16 protein-coding genes and 2 tRNA genes are annotated in these 14,040 nt (G+C 69.4%); 10 read left to right on the top strand and 8 right to left on the bottom strand.

Annotated features, from left to right (window positions below):
* The first annotated feature begins 4 nt into the window (after positions 1–4).
* The 3 genes from gyrA (at position 5) to AB0C38_RS02095 (ending at position 3,424) form a co-directional block, all read left to right on the top strand.
* Positions 5–2,566, top strand: a complete 2,562-nt coding sequence (gene gyrA, locus AB0C38_RS02105) for a DNA gyrase subunit A (protein ID WP_360665062.1) — start codon at positions 5–7, stop codon at positions 2,564–2,566.
* A 48-nt stretch (positions 2,567–2,614) separates the two neighbouring features.
* On the top strand, positions 2,615–3,301 hold the full coding sequence (locus AB0C38_RS02100; protein WP_360665059.1) for a DUF3566 domain-containing protein: 687 nt from the start codon (positions 2,615–2,617) through the stop codon (positions 3,299–3,301).
* Positions 3,302–3,350: 49 nt separating this feature from the next.
* Positions 3,351–3,424 (top strand) — tRNA-Ile (locus AB0C38_RS02095).
* A 72-nt stretch (positions 3,425–3,496) separates the two neighbouring features.
* Here AB0C38_RS02095 and AB0C38_RS02090 read toward each other — a convergent pair.
* The 4 genes from AB0C38_RS02090 to AB0C38_RS02075 are packed head-to-tail and all read right to left on the bottom strand — an operon-like array spanning position 3,497 to position 7,233.
* Positions 3,497–5,011, bottom strand: a complete 1,515-nt coding sequence (locus tag AB0C38_RS02090; RefSeq protein ID WP_360665056.1) for a pentapeptide repeat-containing protein — start codon at positions 5,009–5,011, stop codon at positions 3,497–3,499.
* A gap of 51 nt (positions 5,012–5,062) precedes the next feature.
* On the bottom strand, positions 5,063–6,298 hold the full coding sequence (locus tag AB0C38_RS02085; RefSeq protein ID WP_360665053.1) for an epoxide hydrolase: 1,236 nt from the start codon (positions 6,296–6,298) through the stop codon (positions 5,063–5,065).
* An 11-nt stretch (positions 6,299–6,309) separates the two neighbouring features.
* Positions 6,310–6,762 carry a nitroreductase family deazaflavin-dependent oxidoreductase gene (locus tag AB0C38_RS02080; RefSeq protein WP_360665050.1) on the bottom strand — a complete coding sequence of 151 codons (453 nt, stop codon included), beginning with the start codon at positions 6,760–6,762 and terminating at the stop codon, positions 6,310–6,312.
* Positions 6,763–6,792: 30 nt separating this feature from the next.
* The gene (locus AB0C38_RS02075; protein WP_360665047.1) at positions 6,793–7,233 is read right to left on the bottom strand and encodes a VOC family protein; all 441 of its coding nucleotides are present in this window, start codon (positions 7,231–7,233) and stop codon (positions 6,793–6,795) included.
* A gap of 170 nt (positions 7,234–7,403) precedes the next feature.
* Here AB0C38_RS02075 and AB0C38_RS02070 point away from each other — a divergent pair, with 170 nt between their 5' ends.
* The 5 genes from AB0C38_RS02070 to AB0C38_RS02050 all read left to right on the top strand — a co-directional run bounded on the left by AB0C38_RS02070 (position 7,404) and on the right by AB0C38_RS02050 (position 8,893).
* Positions 7,404–7,811 carry a YciI family protein gene (locus AB0C38_RS02070; RefSeq protein ID WP_360665044.1) on the top strand — a complete coding sequence of 136 codons (408 nt, stop codon included), beginning with the start codon at positions 7,404–7,406 and terminating at the stop codon, positions 7,809–7,811.
* Positions 7,812–7,891: 80 nt separating this feature from the next.
* Entirely contained in the window at positions 7,892–8,074 is a 183-nt protein-coding gene (locus tag AB0C38_RS02065) for a hypothetical protein (protein ID WP_360665041.1), read from the top strand.
* 337 nt (positions 8,075–8,411) lie between these two features.
* Complete coding sequence (locus AB0C38_RS02060; protein WP_086679331.1) at positions 8,412–8,579, top strand: DLW-39 family protein; 168 nt, start codon at positions 8,412–8,414, stop codon at positions 8,577–8,579.
* A 27-nt stretch (positions 8,580–8,606) separates the two neighbouring features.
* A tRNA-Ala gene (locus tag AB0C38_RS02055) sits at positions 8,607–8,679 on the top strand.
* A 91-nt stretch (positions 8,680–8,770) separates the two neighbouring features.
* Complete coding sequence (locus AB0C38_RS02050; RefSeq protein WP_360665039.1) at positions 8,771–8,893, top strand: hypothetical protein; 123 nt, start codon at positions 8,771–8,773, stop codon at positions 8,891–8,893.
* Here AB0C38_RS02050 and AB0C38_RS02045 read toward each other — a convergent pair.
* From AB0C38_RS02045 to AB0C38_RS02030, 4 genes are read right to left on the bottom strand one after another with little or no spacing between them, the layout of a single operon-like run.
* Positions 8,877–10,262 (bottom strand): alpha/beta fold hydrolase, encoded by a 1,386-nt coding sequence (locus AB0C38_RS02045; protein ID WP_360665037.1) that lies wholly within the window; start codon positions 10,260–10,262, stop codon positions 8,877–8,879. The genes AB0C38_RS02050 and AB0C38_RS02045 overlap by 17 nt on opposite strands.
* A gap of 34 nt (positions 10,263–10,296) precedes the next feature.
* Positions 10,297–11,424 (bottom strand): SMP-30/gluconolactonase/LRE family protein, encoded by a 1,128-nt coding sequence (locus tag AB0C38_RS02040; RefSeq protein ID WP_360665035.1) that lies wholly within the window; start codon positions 11,422–11,424, stop codon positions 10,297–10,299.
* Positions 11,425–11,475: 51 nt separating this feature from the next.
* Positions 11,476–12,114, bottom strand: coding sequence for a pyridoxal 5'-phosphate synthase (locus tag AB0C38_RS02035; RefSeq protein ID WP_360665032.1), 639 nt, complete (start codon positions 12,112–12,114; stop codon positions 11,476–11,478).
* 1 nt (position 12,115) lies between these two features.
* On the bottom strand, positions 12,116–12,793 hold the full coding sequence (locus AB0C38_RS02030) for a hypothetical protein (protein WP_360665029.1): 678 nt from the start codon (positions 12,791–12,793) through the stop codon (positions 12,116–12,118).
* 105 nt (positions 12,794–12,898) lie between these two features.
* Here AB0C38_RS02030 and AB0C38_RS02025 point away from each other — a divergent pair, with 105 nt between their 5' ends.
* Entirely contained in the window at positions 12,899–13,432 is a 534-nt protein-coding gene (locus tag AB0C38_RS02025) for a DUF2020 domain-containing protein (RefSeq protein ID WP_360665026.1), read from the top strand.
* A gap of 148 nt (positions 13,433–13,580) precedes the next feature.
* Positions 13,581–14,033, top strand: coding sequence for a hypothetical protein (locus AB0C38_RS02020; protein WP_360665023.1), 453 nt, complete (start codon positions 13,581–13,583; stop codon positions 14,031–14,033).
* Positions 14,034–14,040 lie beyond the last annotated feature (7 nt).

The following is a 14,040-nucleotide window of genomic DNA, read 5'->3' as shown; positions in this document are numbered from 1 at the left end:
CCTCATGACGGAAACTCTGCCGCCGGCTCCGGACCACGACCGGATCGAACCGGTCGACATCCAGCAGGAGATGCAGCGCTCCTACATCGACTACGCGATGAGCGTCATCGTGGCGCGCGCACTGCCGGACGTCCGGGACGGCCTCAAGCCGGTGCACCGGCGGGTGCTGTACTCGATGTTCGACTCCGGCTTCCGGCCGGACCGCGGGTACAACAAGTGCTCCCGCGTCGTCGGCGACGTCATGGGCAACTACCACCCGCACGGTGACTCGGCGATCTACGACGCGCTGGTCCGGCTCGCCCAGCCGTGGTCGATGCGGTACCCGCTGATCGACGGGCAGGGCAACTTCGGCTCGCCGGGCAACGACCCCGCGGCCGCCATGCGGTACACGGAGTCCCGGCTCGCGCCGCTGGCCATGCAGATGCTGGCCGACATCGAAGAAGACACCGTCGACTTCTCCGACAACTACGACGGCCGCACGCAAGAGCCCGACGTCCTGCCGGCGCGGTTCCCGAACCTGCTGGTCAACGGTGGTTCCGGGATCGCGGTCGGGATGGCGACGAACATCCCGCCGCACAACCTGCGCGAGGTCTCCGAAGGCGTCGTCTGGGCGCTGGAGAACCCCGAGGCGACCGACGACGAGCTGCTGGCCGCGCTGCTGGTGCGGATCAAGGGCCCGGACTTCCCGACCAAGGCGATGATCCTCGGCACGTCCGGCATCGAGGACGCGTACCGCACCGGCCGCGGCTCGGTCCGGATGCGCGCGGTCGTCGAGGTCGAAGAGGACGCGAAGGGCCGCACGATCCTGGTCGTGTCCGAGCTGCCGTACCAGGTCAACCCGGACAACCTGGTCGAGAACATCGCGAACCTGGTCCGCGACGGCAAGCTCACCGGCATCGCCGACATCGCCGACGAGTCCAACAGCCGTTCCGGCATGCGGATCGTCGTCACGATCAAGCGCGACGCGGTCGCGAAGGTCGTGCTGAACAACCTCTACAAGCACACGCAGCTGCAGCAGAACTTCGGCGTCAACATGCTGGCGCTGGTCGACGGCGTGCCGCGCACGCTGCGGCTCGACCAGATCATCCGGCACTACGTGAAGCACCAGGTCGAGGTCATCGTCCGGCGGACCAAGTTCCGGCTGCGCAAGGCCGAGGAACGGGCCCACATCCTGCGTGGTTACGTCAAGGCGCTCGACGCGCTCGACGAGGTCATCGCCCTCATCCGGCGGTCGCCGTCCGCGGACGAGGCCCGGCCGGCCCTGATGGAGCTGCTGGACGTCGACGAGATCCAGGCCACCGCGATCCTCGACATGCAGCTGCGGCGCCTGGCCGCCCTGGAGCGCCAGCGGATCATCGACCAGCTGGCCGAGATCGAGCTGGAGATCGCCGACCTCAAGGACATCCTCGAGAAGCCCGAGCGGCAGCGCGCGATCATCCGCGACGAGCTGATGGCGATCGTCGAGAAGTACGGCGACGACCGGCGCACGAAGATCATCGGCTTCAGCGGCGACGTCACCGACGAAGAGCTCATCGCGGTCGAGGACGTCGTCGTCACCATCACCCGCACGGGGTACGCGAAGCGCACGAAAACCGACCTGTACCGCTCGCAGAAGCGCGGCGGCAAGGGCGTGCAGGGCGCGACGCTGAAGCAGGACGACATCGTCCAGCACTTCTTCGTCTGCTCGACGCACGACTGGATGCTGTTCTTCACGAACAAGGGCCGCGTCTACCGGACCAAGGCGTACGACCTGCCCGAGGCCAACCGCAACGCGCGCGGCCAGCACGTGGCGAACCTCATGGCGTTCCAGCCGGACGAGCAGATCGCCCAGGTCATCCAGATCAAGAACTACGAGGTCGCGCCGTACCTGGTGCTCGCCACCCAGCGCGGCCTGGTGAAGAAGACGAAGCTCACCGACTTCGACTCGAACCGCTCCGGCGGCCTCATCGCCATCAACCTCCGCGAGGGTGACGAGCTGGTCGGCGCGGTGCTGGCGGCGGCCGAGGACGACCTGCTCCTGGTGTCGGCCGAAGGCCAGTCGATCCGCTTCCACGCGACCGACGAGGCACTGCGGCCGATGGGCCGCCCGACGTCCGGCGTGCTGGGCATGCGGTTCAACGACGGTGACGAACTGCTCGGCATCAGCGTGGTCAAGGAAGACAAGTTCCTGCTGGTCGCGACGGACGGCGGCTACTCCAAGCGCACGCCGATCGCGGACTACCCGGTCCAGGGTCGCGGTGGCAAGGGTGTGCTCACCATTCAGCACGACCGCAAACGTGGCAGGCTGGTGGGTGCGCTCATCGTCGACGCCGAGGACGAGCTCTACGCGATCACCTCGAGCGGCGGCGTGATCCGCACGCCGGCGGGCGACGTGCGCAAGGCAGGACGGCAGACGAAGGGGGTCCGGCTGATGAATCTCGGCGAAGGCACCACTCTTCTCGCCGTCGCACGCAACGCGGACGAGCCCTCGGACGTCGCCAATGGTGACGCGGTGGGCGACGCCAACGGTGACGCTCCCGAAGCACCTGAAACGGGTGAAGAAACGACGGCGCCCTCGGAGCAGTAAGTTTGCTCCGGACGGCGGCCCCACGGCACGGGTAAGGACTGACTCTTCGTGACACCATCCGAGAATCCCGAGGCAGCGGGTTCGAACGGGACTCCGGCTAGCCCGCCCTGGCAGCGGGTCGGCAAGGACGGCGACTCCGAAGCGACGGTCGGGATTGCCACGGACGAAGCGCTCTACAAGCCGGAACCGCCGGCCGGCGAGACACAACCCGTCTCCGCCGACCAGCGGCCGGTGGTGACGGGCAGCGCAGCCCCGAAGCTCTTCGGCGGCCCCGAAACCCCACCGAGCGGCGAGCCATCGGCGGCGGCCGTCCCCTCGGCGTCCAACCAGCGAGCCCGGCCCAGCGCCCTCCGGCGCCCGGGCCGGGGCCCGCGCCGGGCATCGCTGCAGGTGAAGCGGTTCGACCCGTGGTCGGTGCTGAAGCTGTCCCTGGTACTGGGCGTCGCGATGTTCTTCGTGTGGCTGGTAGCGGTCGGCGTCCTGTACACGGTGCTCGACGGCATGGGCGTCTGGGACAAGCTGAACGGAACGTACTCGTCCCTGGTGGGCGGCGAAGGCGCCAACGCGTCCTCGGAGCCGTTGATCAGCGCGGGCCGGGTGTTCGGCATCGCGGCGATCTTGGGAGCGATCAACATCGTCCTGGTCTCGGCCTTGGCAACGGTCAGCGCGTTCATCTACAACGTGTCAGCCGACCTCGCGGGCGGCCTCGAAGTCACGCTGTCGGAACGGGAGTAACCCGGTTGCGGGGCCCCCTCGGGGGTCCTGTAAAGTTCTCCTCGTTCAAGGGCCTATAGCTCAGGTGGTTAGAGCGCTTCGCTGATAACGAAGAGGTCCCAGGTTCAAGTCCTGGTAGGCCCACGCAGGTCAAAGCCCGGTTCGCGAGATGCGAGCCGGGCTTTTGCGTGACCTGGGTGACTAAGTGAGTGACTGTCACTCTGGGGAAGCCCCGGCCTCGTTGGCAGTTGCCTGTATCTCGTGCACGTCCACGACGATGCCCGCGACGATCGTACGGTCCGGCGAGTAGCTGGTGAGGATGACGTTGGCGAATTGAGCATTCTCGGCGAGTCGTCGATCAATCGTCGGGAGAGCACCGGTGAACGTTGCGCCGCGGAACCCGGCACCACCGGTAAACGTTGTGTCGCTGAACGAGGTTTCGTCGGTGAAGATCGCGTCCCTGAACCGGGCTTTGTCGGTGAAGATCGCGTCGCTGAACCAGGCGTCGCCGGTGAAGGTCGTGCCGCTGAACCAGGCTTCGCAGGTGAAGGCCGTTTCGAGGAACCAGGCTTTGTCGGCGAACAATGCGCCGCTGAACGAGGCGTTGTGGGTGAAGAATGCGCTGCTGAACCAGGCTTCGCCGGTGAACTTTGCACCGCCGAACTGGACGTTGCTGGCGAAGGTCGCCTTGTCGAACGAGGCTTTTCGGGTGAAGGTCGCGTCGCTGAAGAAGGCGTCGCCGGCGAAGGTCGCGCCCCAGAACAAGGCGTCGCCGGCGAAGGTCACGTCCCTGAACCAGGCGTCGTCGGTGAAGCTCGCGTCGCCGAACGAGGCGATACCGGCGAAGGTCGTGCCTTCGAACGAGGCGATACCGGAGAAGGTCACGCCGGCGAAGCGGCCGATCCGTGGTCGACAGCGCTGCAGGGTGAAGTCGATGAGGTGCGCGTTGGTGAGGTCCAGGTCGATGTTGTCCCAGAACTTGTGGTGGTCATGCGGAGCCAGGTGATCGGTGAGGATGCGCTGACCAGCAAGCCGGACCTCGCGTTCCTGGCTCCGCTCCTGATGTTCCACGCTGCCGGTCGCCGGTGCGGGGCCAGGCGGCGTGTAGGGCATGCGCAGGTAGGCGCAGATGACGTTGACGATGCTCTGTCGCTGCCCGGGATTGTTGTGCGCGAGCCGTTCGAGAGCGTAGAGACCGGCCAAGCGGACCGGGGCTTCAGTCGAGCCGAGCTGTTCGGCGGCTTTGGTGTACAGCTCGGTGACGTTCTTCTCGGTCGCGTCACTCTCGCTATGCCACTGCCGCCGCACCGCCAGCAGCAGCGCGAAGATCCCCGTGGTGCCGGCGCCGATGCCGAGCCCCGTCTTGATCGCGTCGACCCGCGCGGCGCCCGAATCCTTCGCCGTGGCGGCCTCACCGAGCAGCCAGTTGGTCGCGACCCAGGCCACGACGACCACCACGATCGCGGCCGCGGCGACGACCCACCAGCTCATTCCCGGGACCCGTGTCCGCGGCGCGTGCTGCCCACGCAGCCGCCAACCGGCGGCGCTCAGGCCTACCCCGGCAGCCGCGAACAGGGCCAGCGGCACCGCGTTCGGGCGCGCCCACCGGCCCAAAGCCGGCCAGTCGACCCACCCGAACAGCACCGTCATCCCGGCCAGCAGCGCGGCCCCGCTGAGCACCAGCGTTCCGCGCGCCGGCGCCCAGTCCAGCGTCGGCTTCCACTTCGTCACGCACGGTCAGTCGTCGCCGAGCGACCCGGTGCTACATCGGGGTCCGCCTGACTAGCTTCCCGGCCTGCGGTCGCGAAAGGTCCGTCGCAGGTCGCTCACCCAGGCATCGGGGTTCTCCCAGGGGATGAAGTGACCGCCGTGGTCATGAGCGGCGACATTGACGTGGTTGAACCACTCGGCCTGCGGGCCGTTCTTGAACGCCCGGACGCGGTCGTCGGCGGTGTGGATGCCCGGCGGGTTCTCGTACGTGACGAACGTGAGGCCGACCGGGGCCTCGACGACCGGGGTGCGGTCGTGCGCCGGGGCCCACGGGTAGCGGTTGGCGTTGGCGTAGTACCGCATCGACGTCGCGATGGAATTGTTCACCCAGTAGATCGTGGCGTGGGTGAGCAGGTCGTCCTTGGTGAAGACGGACTCGACGTCGCCGCCGTTGTCGCTCCACGCGTTCCAGCGCTCCAGCAGCCAGGCGAGGAGGCCGGCCGGTGAGTCGCTCAGCCCGTGGGCCAGGGTCGCGCCGTCGAGCATGTGCACGGTGAGGTGGGAGGCCGAGCGGTGATCCAGCTCGATGATGCGGGCGCGGACGTCCGCGGGCTGGTCGTCGGTGAGGGGCCGGTTCCGGGCAAAGTCCCACGCGCGGGGGCCGGTGAAGAAACTGAGCGGCAGCCCGGAGCCGATGTGGATGCCGTACAGCTCGTCGGCGTACTTGTGGCCGAGCTGGCTCGTTACGATCCCGCCGATGTCGCAGCCCCCGGCGGCGTACTTCTCGTATCCCAGGGTCTCGGTCATCAGGGTGTGCCAGAGGTCCGAGACCTTCCAGAAGTTGACGTCCGGAAAGCCGGTGAGCGGGCCCGGGAAACCGAACCCGGGCAGGGACGGCACGATGACGTCGAACGCGTCGGCGGGGTCACCGCCGGACGCGGCCGGGTCGGCGAGCGGGTCGATCACCTTCGACCAGTGCCAGAACGTCCACGGCCAGCCGTGAGTGAGGATCAGCGGGATCGGGCGGGGGCCGCGGCCGGGCTTGCGCATGAAGTGCACCGGGACGCCGGCGACGCTCACCTGGTAGTGCTCGTACGCGTTGATGGCGGCCTCGGCCTTGCGCCAGTCGTAGCCGTCCCGCCAGTAGGCGACCAGCTCGCCGGCATAACTTGCCGGGACGCCGTAGGACCAGTCCCCATTCCCCTCGTCCAGCGGCGGACGGGTCAGTGCGAGACGGGCGCGCAGGTCGTCGAGGACCTCGTCGGACACGTGGAGCGGAGTGGGCTCCAGGGGAAAGGAAGTGGGCATGACGTCGTTCCTTACTCGGCGTCCTGCGGGGTGAGCAGGACGATCGGGATTTCACGGTCGGTCTTCTGCGCGTACTCGTCGTATAGCGGGAAGATCTTCGCCATCCGGGCCCACAGCGTCGCGCGCTCGGCAGAGGTCGCGACGCGGGCGCGCGCGTTCAGCCGGCGGGTGCCGGCCTGGACCCCGACGCTCGGGTTCGCCTGGAGGTTCTTGAACCACGCCGGATCCTCGTCGGCGCCGGCCTTGGAGGCGACGACGACGAAGTCGTCACCCGAAGTGCCGTAGATCAGGCAGGTGCGGCGCGGCACGCCGGTCCTGCGCCCGGTCGTGGCGAGGATGAGCGTGTGGACGCCGTTCGATTCGTGTCCCTCGGTGCCGCCCGAGGCCAGATAAGTGCGGGTCTGCTCGGCGACCCAGTCCCACTGCGAGTCGGTGGCGCGGTCGAGGTCATCGGCGATGGCCATGGTGGCGGTCCTTTCCGGTGCGAGTGGGGTTCAGGCGACGTTCTCGGCCAGCGCGATGATGATGCCCTCCGGGCCGCGGACGTAGCAGAGCCGATGGCTGTCCCCGTACTTCACCAGGTCGCCCATGACCTCGGCGCCATGGGTGCGCAGCCGGGGCAGGACCTCGTCGATGGTGTCGACCGCGAACATGATGCGACGAAAACCGTGGGCGTTGACCGGTGCGTTCGGCTCGGCGGTGGTGGTGCCCGACGGCGAGTGGAACTTCATCAGCTCGAGCCGTCCGTGGCCGTCCGGGGTCCGCACCACGGCCAAGTCGCACCGGACGCCCTCGAGTGCGACGAGACGGTCCACGTCCGGCCCCTCGACCGTCGCCTTGCCCTCGAGCTCCAGGCCGAGCTCGAGGAAGAACGCGATGACCGCCGCCAGGTCGTCGACGACGAGCCCGATGTTGTCCAGCCGCTGGATCGCCATGGGTTTCCTCCCGTTTTCACACGGCCTCCGTGGCCGCTCGTGACCCGGGGACGGAGCCGGTGCCACGTTCTCGACACGTAACCACAAGAGTTCTGTCGAGAACTCGCGGCCGGTTCCGTCCCGGGGACATCAGCGACCACGAAGGCTGCTGACCGACGAAGGAGAACGCCATGAGGTACTTGTTGCTCAAGCACTACCGAGGTGGTCCGGCCCCCGCCGCCGACTTCCCGCCGATGGACCAGTGGACACCGGAAGAGGTCGACGCGCACCTGAGTTTCATGGGCGACTTCGGGGCCCGTCTGGAAGAGCGGGGCGAGTTCGTCGACATGCAGGCGTTGACGCCCGCGGGCGCGTTCGTCCGGGCCGGCGGCCAGGGACGCCCGCCGGTGACCGACGGTCCGTTCGCCGAGACCAAGGACCTCATCGCCGGCTGGTACATCATCGACGTGGAGTCCTGGGAACGCGCGGTCGAGCTGGCCGGGGAGCTGTCCGCCGCGCCCGGGCCCCGCGGCGAGCCGATCAACGAATGGCTCGAGGTCCGCCCGCTCTACAACGGGTCACCGACGGTCACCGAGTAGCCGGCGCCCTAAATCTCGGTCAAGAGTGCGGACCGTCCCGATCTCCCGGGCTTACCGTGGTGGTGACGAAGGGGGCCGACATGGGTTGGATCGTCTTGGGGATCGTGGTCGTGGCGCTGCTGGCGGTCGCCGTGCTGGTCGACCTGCGGGATCGCAAACGTGGCGGAAAGCGGATCGCCGGCGGGCTGGGCGACGCTCGCCGGACCGACGTCGCGCAGAACCCGCAGGTCGGGGACCAGGGCACGGGGATGTTCCTGCCCTGAGATGTCCCGGATACAGGTCAGCCCTGCCGGGAAGAGAAGGTACCGGCAGGGCTGAGCGGTCACGGTCGACGCGCACCACGGTCGCCTCTCGGCGAGTGGCTCGACGCGGCTCCAGCCGAACGGAACTCCGCGAAGGCGGTGGTTGAGGCCCGGGGGACACGGTGGGCACATCGACCACTGTGTACAACGGGGCACCCCGCCCCGGTATTTCCCGCCGGGTGTGACGTGCGTTACCTGCGCAATCATGGTTCCACGTGGAACCACCACCCCCGACGGCGCCCGGCGCCGGTGCAGTAACATCGCGGGGTAAGGGAAGCAAGCTGAGAAGGGGGCTTCGGTGAAGAAGCTGCTGGCACTCGCGGTCATCGCGGGCGGCGTCCTGTTCGTCGTGAAGCGCAACAAGGCGGCCAAGGCCGAAGCCGACCTGTGGCGTGAGGCGACCGCGCCGGTCCCCTCGAACAACGGCACCACTCCGGCCAAGCCGGCGGGTGCGTCCCACAACTGAGTTTTCCGCGGGCTCCGGCCCGCACCCGGGGCTGTAGCTCAATTGGTAGAGCACCGCCTTTGCAAGGCGGGGGTCAGGGGTTCGATTCCCCTCAGCTCCACAACGATTCCGTTGGCGTGCAAAGAAAATCTCGGCGTACGTTGGGTTCGTGGGATGGCCGATCAAGCGCGTCGAAGGTCGCCTCCATCGGGATGCGGATCCGCGGCGGCGTCACGAGCCACGGCTTCGCGCTCAACCTCGACCCGGACATGGCGGCCTTCCACCACTTCACGGTCTGCGGCCTCGTCGTCGAAAGCCTCACCGCAGGAAGCTGATCACCGCGTCCCGGCCCGCGTGGCCGCGCTCGCGGTTCTGGATCGAGTGGGACTCGCCCGGTACGACCACCAGCTTTCCTTGTGGCGCAAAGCCGGCCTCCTCCCGCGCCCACTCCAGCGGCGTCGACAGGTCGCGGTCGCCGTTCAGCAGCAACACCGGGACGTTCGGCAGCTTCGACGCCGGGTTCGAGCCGACGCGCTCCACCGGCCACGGCAGGCAGCCCTGGATGAAGCCCTGCTGCGTCGCCACTTCCGTTGTGTACGGCCAAGTCGCTGAAGCCGGCAGAGCGCGCGCGGTCAACGACAGCAACGGCTGCCGCAAGCCCACCGGCGTCGATGACGTGCCCCACGGGAAACGCTGGTCCGCGCACAGCGTCGCCGCGTGCAGGCCGGCGCTGAAGGACGCCGGGTCGACGTCCTCGGTCGTGTAGCCCATGACCAGCTGGTCAAGCCAGCCGGACGATCCGGTGCGCGCCGCGTGCAGGGCGCCGATGACGTCGCCCGCGTCCGGGGAGCGGTACGTCGGGTCCGAGAACTCGTAAGCGACGATCGCGTCGAAGATCTTCACGCCGTCGGCCGGGCTGCGGTGGCGCACCACCCACGCGAGGTCGTCCGCCGGGTCGAATCCGCAGACCGGGGCCACCGCACACGCCGCGCGCAGCACGCGGGCTTCGGCCGTCAGTCCGGTCAGGTAGAGGGATGCCGACGCGGAAGCGTGGTGCGGCAGCACGGAGTCGAGGACGACCTTGCTGACGTTGCCCGGGTGCGCGATCGCGTACCGCGCCGCCGTGAACGAGCCGTACGAGACGCCGTCGACCACCATCTTCGACACGCCCAGCGCCCGCCGGAGCTGGTCGAAGTCCGCGACGCTCTGGTCGGTCGAGTACAGCGGGGCCGTGTCGCCGAGGATGCGCGCGCACTCGGTGACCGCGTCGCGCGTCGGCGTCGCGATGTCCGAACTGCCCGTCTGCGCCTGCAGACCCGGGCAGTTCAGCGCGCCGGCGCCGGTGCCGCGCTGGTCGAGCATGACGATCCGGTAGTCCTTGGTCACCTCCGGCAGCCGCTGGGTGGCGATCCGCGTGATGGTGCCGACGCCGCCCTGCCCGGGCCCGCCGGTGAGGAACAGCAGCACGCCCTTCGGCGCGGTCACGTTGTCCGAAGCCGCGATCGGCAGGTCGAGCGTGCCCGGCCGGCGGCCGGTGTGGTCGAACGGCACGGTCAGGGTCGAGCAGGTGAAGCCCGGCTGTCCCGGGCACGGATGCGGGTCCGTCAGCGTCGGTCGTCCCCCAGGACGCGCGTCGGCCGCGGCCACACCCCCGAATGCGGTCAGCGCCAGGACCAGCCCGGCGGTCAGCATCTTCGAGCGCATGACTGCATCATGCGCACAGCCGCCGGTCCGCGGTCTACCCCCGGACGCAGGAGATCTTCCCCCGCACCGCTCCCGTCGGGTTCGCTTCGCCTGCCGTGTTCGGTGCGTTGTCGCGGCGGTTGCCGTCGGACTGCGTGACGCACAGGCGGCCGTCCGGGAGCAGCACCGGGCTCGTCGGGAACTCCAGCGGCCCGGCGTTGCGCAGCTTCGACGTCGCGTCGGCCGGGTTGCGGAAGTACTCGACGACGCGGCCGTCGCGGCGGGTCAGGATGATCGCGTTGCGCTCGTTCGCCGCCGTCCACACGTTGCCCGCGCGGTCGAGGACGATTCCGTCGGCGCCTTCGAGGTACGGGTGCTGGACCTCGATGTCGTCCAGGCACAGGGTGTTCGCCGGGAACGCCACATCGCAGCCGGTCGCCGCGCGCGGGCGGCCCGAACGGTCCATCGGCACGCGCCACAGCGCGCCCCGGGCCGTGTCCGCGACCAGCAGCGTGCCGTCCGCGGTGAACGCCAGGCCGTTCGCGACGATGTGCTGCGAGCCCGCGGTGTCCGCCGCGGTGCGGCCGTTCGGCGTGATCGTGACCGTGCCGGGCGGCAGGCCGCGCACGTCCCGGCCGATCCCGCCGGCGATGACGTCGCTGACCATCGGCTGCACGCGGAACTGCTCGAGAGCGACGCCGTCGGTGCCCGCCCGCCAGACCCGGCCCTGGCCGGTGCCACCGTCGGAGATCCAGAGCGCGCCCGACCGGTCGAACGCCAGGCCGTTCGCGCCCGGGACGCCGCTGGCGAACACCGTCGCGGCCGGTGGGTTCGCCGCGTCCGGCACGAACGACACCACGGTGTCGGCGTTCGCGACGTACAAGCGGCCACGGCGGTCGAACGTCAGGCCTGCGGGGCTGCAGGGCGCCGGGATCGTGCCGACGACCGCGGCCGGGCCGCCGGATGCGGCGACGCGGTAGACGGGACAGGGATCGGCGCCGCGCGCCGGGGCGTAGAGGTTGCCCCGGCCGTCGGTCGTCAGGCCTTCGATGCCGAGCGGGGACGCGAAAACCGTCTCGAACACGGCGGGGTGGTGCGACGCGGGCAGGTCACCGGCGGAGGCGCCGGACAACAGCCCGGCGGACAGCGCGATGGTGGCGGTGAGGACGACGGTTCGGCGCATGCGGGCCTCCGTTTTGTCGGATTTCCTGCCTACGCCGCCGCGTCCGGACCGTCAAGGCCAGAGGCGCTCGCGGACCCACCCGCCGCCGGTCTTCCGGTACCGCAGCCGCACGTGCTTGCGGTCGTGGCTCGCCTGCCAGAACTCGACTTCGTCCGGGTCGACGAGGTACCGCGTCCACGTCTCCGGCGCGGTGCCGGGGTTTTCCGAGACCCAGCGCTCCGCTTCCGCGGCCGCCGCGTCGAGGTCCGCCGGGTCGTGCAGCACCTGGGACTGGTGCCCGATGAACGCCTCGACGCGCGACGCGGGCGGCCGGGCCAGGAAATCCGCCGCGGACACCTCGGGTGCCGCGGGCGAGACCGGGCCGCGCAGCCGGACCTGGCGGCCGCGCCCGGGCCAGAAGAACGTCAGCGCGGCACGCGGATCCTTGCGCAGCTGCAGCCCCTTCGGGCTTTCCGAGCTGGTCGCGACCGCCCAGCCGGCCGGGCCGACGTCCTTGAGGATCACCACCCGCGCGTCCGGCGCCCCATCGGCGTCCACTGTGGACAGTGTGACGGCATGCGGCGCCAGTACGTGCTCACCGGCTTCGGTCAGCCACTCGACGAAGAGCGTCTGCGGGTCCTCGGCCGCCGTTTCCGGCGTGAACACGGGAAGTTCTTCGGGGAACGACGGCCAGCCACGCAACTCCACCATGTCAATAACCGTACGGCGGGTGCCCCGGCGGCGGGTAGACGGGCGGCTGCGGACCGGGCTGCCCGGCGTACGGCGGGGGCGGCACCGGCGGCGCGGCCATCGGTGGCTGCTGCTGCCACCCGGGCGGCGGCTGCTGGACCTGCTGCGGCGGGAGCTGCGGCTGCTGCGCCTGCTGCCACTGCACCTGCTGGTACACCTCGGCGGGCTGCGGGAAGCAGTACGTCAGCTTGGCCCGGATCGCGCCCTGCATCGCGGCGCCCCAGACCTTCCCGCCGGTGAACGCGTACATCTGCCCGGCCGTGAGGTCCACCGCCACCATCCGCGTCTCACCGCCGAACTGGTTGCTCGTCTTCGCCGACGCGGCCTGTGCGGCGTCCGGGTACACGCGCTGGCCGACGAGCCCCGCGATCACCACGGACCCCGCGGTCCAGCCCATGGTGCCGACCATGTTCGCGCGGGCGTGCTGGGTGGCGCGGCCGGTGAAGTCGTACAGCGCGGCGGCGCTGACCTCGGGCACGGCCCCGGCGACCACGCAGTAGTTCATCGTCGTCAGCATCACCGACTCGGTGAACAGCCCGACGGCGCAGACGGCGGGCCCGATCTGCACGGAGTTCAGCACGCCGCCGGAGCGCTGGATGCGCTCGGCCACCGCGCCGAGGTACTGCTCGGGGGTGAGCACGCCGGGACCTCCCTCACTGAGACAACGTCATCGTCGCACGTCCCATGGTCACGGCGAGTTCAGCCAGCGGTTTTCACACATGCTTCATGGTTGACTGTGCGCGCTATGCGACGACTCGTACTTCTCGCGCCCGCTGTGGTGCTGCTGGCCGGCTGCGGCCCCTCCATCGTGTCCGGTACCGCGACCCCCAGCCCGCCGTCGGTGTCCACCGGCGCGGCCGCGGGTTCGGAGCTGCCGCCGGATCCTCAGCCGGCTACGACGGGTGACTGCCCGTACCTAGGCAGCGAGTTCGTGGCCGACTCGAACGGCCAGCACGTGTCGAAGGTGCGCCTGTCGGCGGACAAGCCGCACCCGGCGTGCTTCTTCTACCGCCCGGACGGGAAGATCCAGCTCACCGTCCAGGTGTACGTAGGGGACGCGAAGACGGCGACCGCCCTGGTCAACAAGGTGGCGCCGGTCGAGTCGTCCAACCCGGCGAGCGACCCGGCCGGCTGGAAGGGCGGCTACGAGTCGAAAGACGACGGCGCCGTCTACGCGGTCGCGAAGGGGACCGCGGCGGTCATCGCGACCACTAACCAAAAGCAGAGCGTGAAGGCACGCACAGTGGTCAAGAAGGCTATCGCTGCCCTTAAGCTCTAGGTAGCGGGCTCCACACGGGTGAGTGATGTTGATCTTGTATTACCCTGTGCGTCACGCGCAGGCTTCGTGGACTCGCGCACCGCAGCCATCGGGGGATCCCCACCCCCGGGGGCCGGGCACAAAATCTGCAACGACAAAGGACTAGATCGTGGCTGACACCCTCAAGGAAATCCTGCTCGACTCCGGCCGTCGCCCGGCCGTCGTGACCGACTTCGAGACCCTCGTCGACGCCGAGGTCTCCGACAAGGGCGGCGTCTCGGGTGCCGTCGTGAAGACCGGCTTCGCCGCGGTCAAGAAGATCAAGCCGGGCATCATCCCCTCGGCCGTCGACACGCTGCTGCCCGACTTCGTGGTCGCGCTCGAGCCGTTCTACGTCGACTACCGCGCCAAGGGCGGCAACGACTTCGGTGCCTACCTGACCAGCCGCTCGGACGAGGCTTCCGACGCGCTGCTGAGCGTCACCGACTCGCGCGCGGAGCGCAGCAGCCGTGACAGCATCAAGAAGGTCTACGGCAAGCTGCGCCCGAACGGCAAGAAGAACGTCGAGGAGGCGCTGCCCCGCCTCGGCGCGCTGGTGGACAAGCACGCCTCCATCGCCTGATCGGACT

This window comes from Amycolatopsis sp. NPDC048633 (assembly GCF_040650695.1).
GTDB lineage: Bacteria > Actinomycetota > Actinomycetes > Mycobacteriales > Pseudonocardiaceae > Amycolatopsis.
This window is presented reverse-complemented; position numbering and strand designations above follow the sequence as displayed.

Excerpts from the sequence above, each read along its gene's own strand:
- AB0C38_RS02045 (WP_360665037.1), bottom strand. The coding sequence starts at position 10,262 with ATGCGCTCGAAGATGCTGACCGCCGGGCTGGTCCTGGCGCTGACCGCA.
- AB0C38_RS02065 (WP_360665041.1), top strand. The coding sequence starts at position 7,892 with ATGGGTTGGATCGTCTTGGGGATCGTGGTCGTGGCGCTGCTGGCGGTC.
- AB0C38_RS02025 (WP_360665026.1), top strand. The coding sequence starts at position 12,899 with ATGCGACGACTCGTACTTCTCGCGCCCGCTGTGGTGCTGCTGGCCGGC.
- AB0C38_RS02050 (WP_360665039.1), top strand. The coding sequence starts at position 8,771 with ATGCGGATCCGCGGCGGCGTCACGAGCCACGGCTTCGCGCTCAACCTC.
- gyrA (WP_360665062.1), top strand. The coding sequence starts at position 5 with ATGACGGAAACTCTGCCGCCGGCTCCGGACCACGACCGGATCGAACCG.
- AB0C38_RS02040 (WP_360665035.1), bottom strand. The coding sequence starts at position 11,424 with ATGCGCCGAACCGTCGTCCTCACCGCCACCATCGCGCTGTCCGCCGGG.
- AB0C38_RS02085 (WP_360665053.1), bottom strand. The coding sequence starts at position 6,298 with ATGCCCACTTCCTTTCCCCTGGAGCCCACTCCGCTCCACGTGTCCGAC.
- AB0C38_RS02075 (WP_360665047.1), bottom strand. The coding sequence starts at position 7,233 with ATGGCGATCCAGCGGCTGGACAACATCGGGCTCGTCGTCGACGACCTG.
- AB0C38_RS02035 (WP_360665032.1), bottom strand. The coding sequence starts at position 12,114 with ATGGTGGAGTTGCGTGGCTGGCCGTCGTTCCCCGAAGAACTTCCCGTG.
- AB0C38_RS02070 (WP_360665044.1), top strand. The coding sequence starts at position 7,404 with ATGAGGTACTTGTTGCTCAAGCACTACCGAGGTGGTCCGGCCCCCGCC.
- AB0C38_RS02080 (WP_360665050.1), bottom strand. The coding sequence starts at position 6,762 with ATGGCCATCGCCGATGACCTCGACCGCGCCACCGACTCGCAGTGGGAC.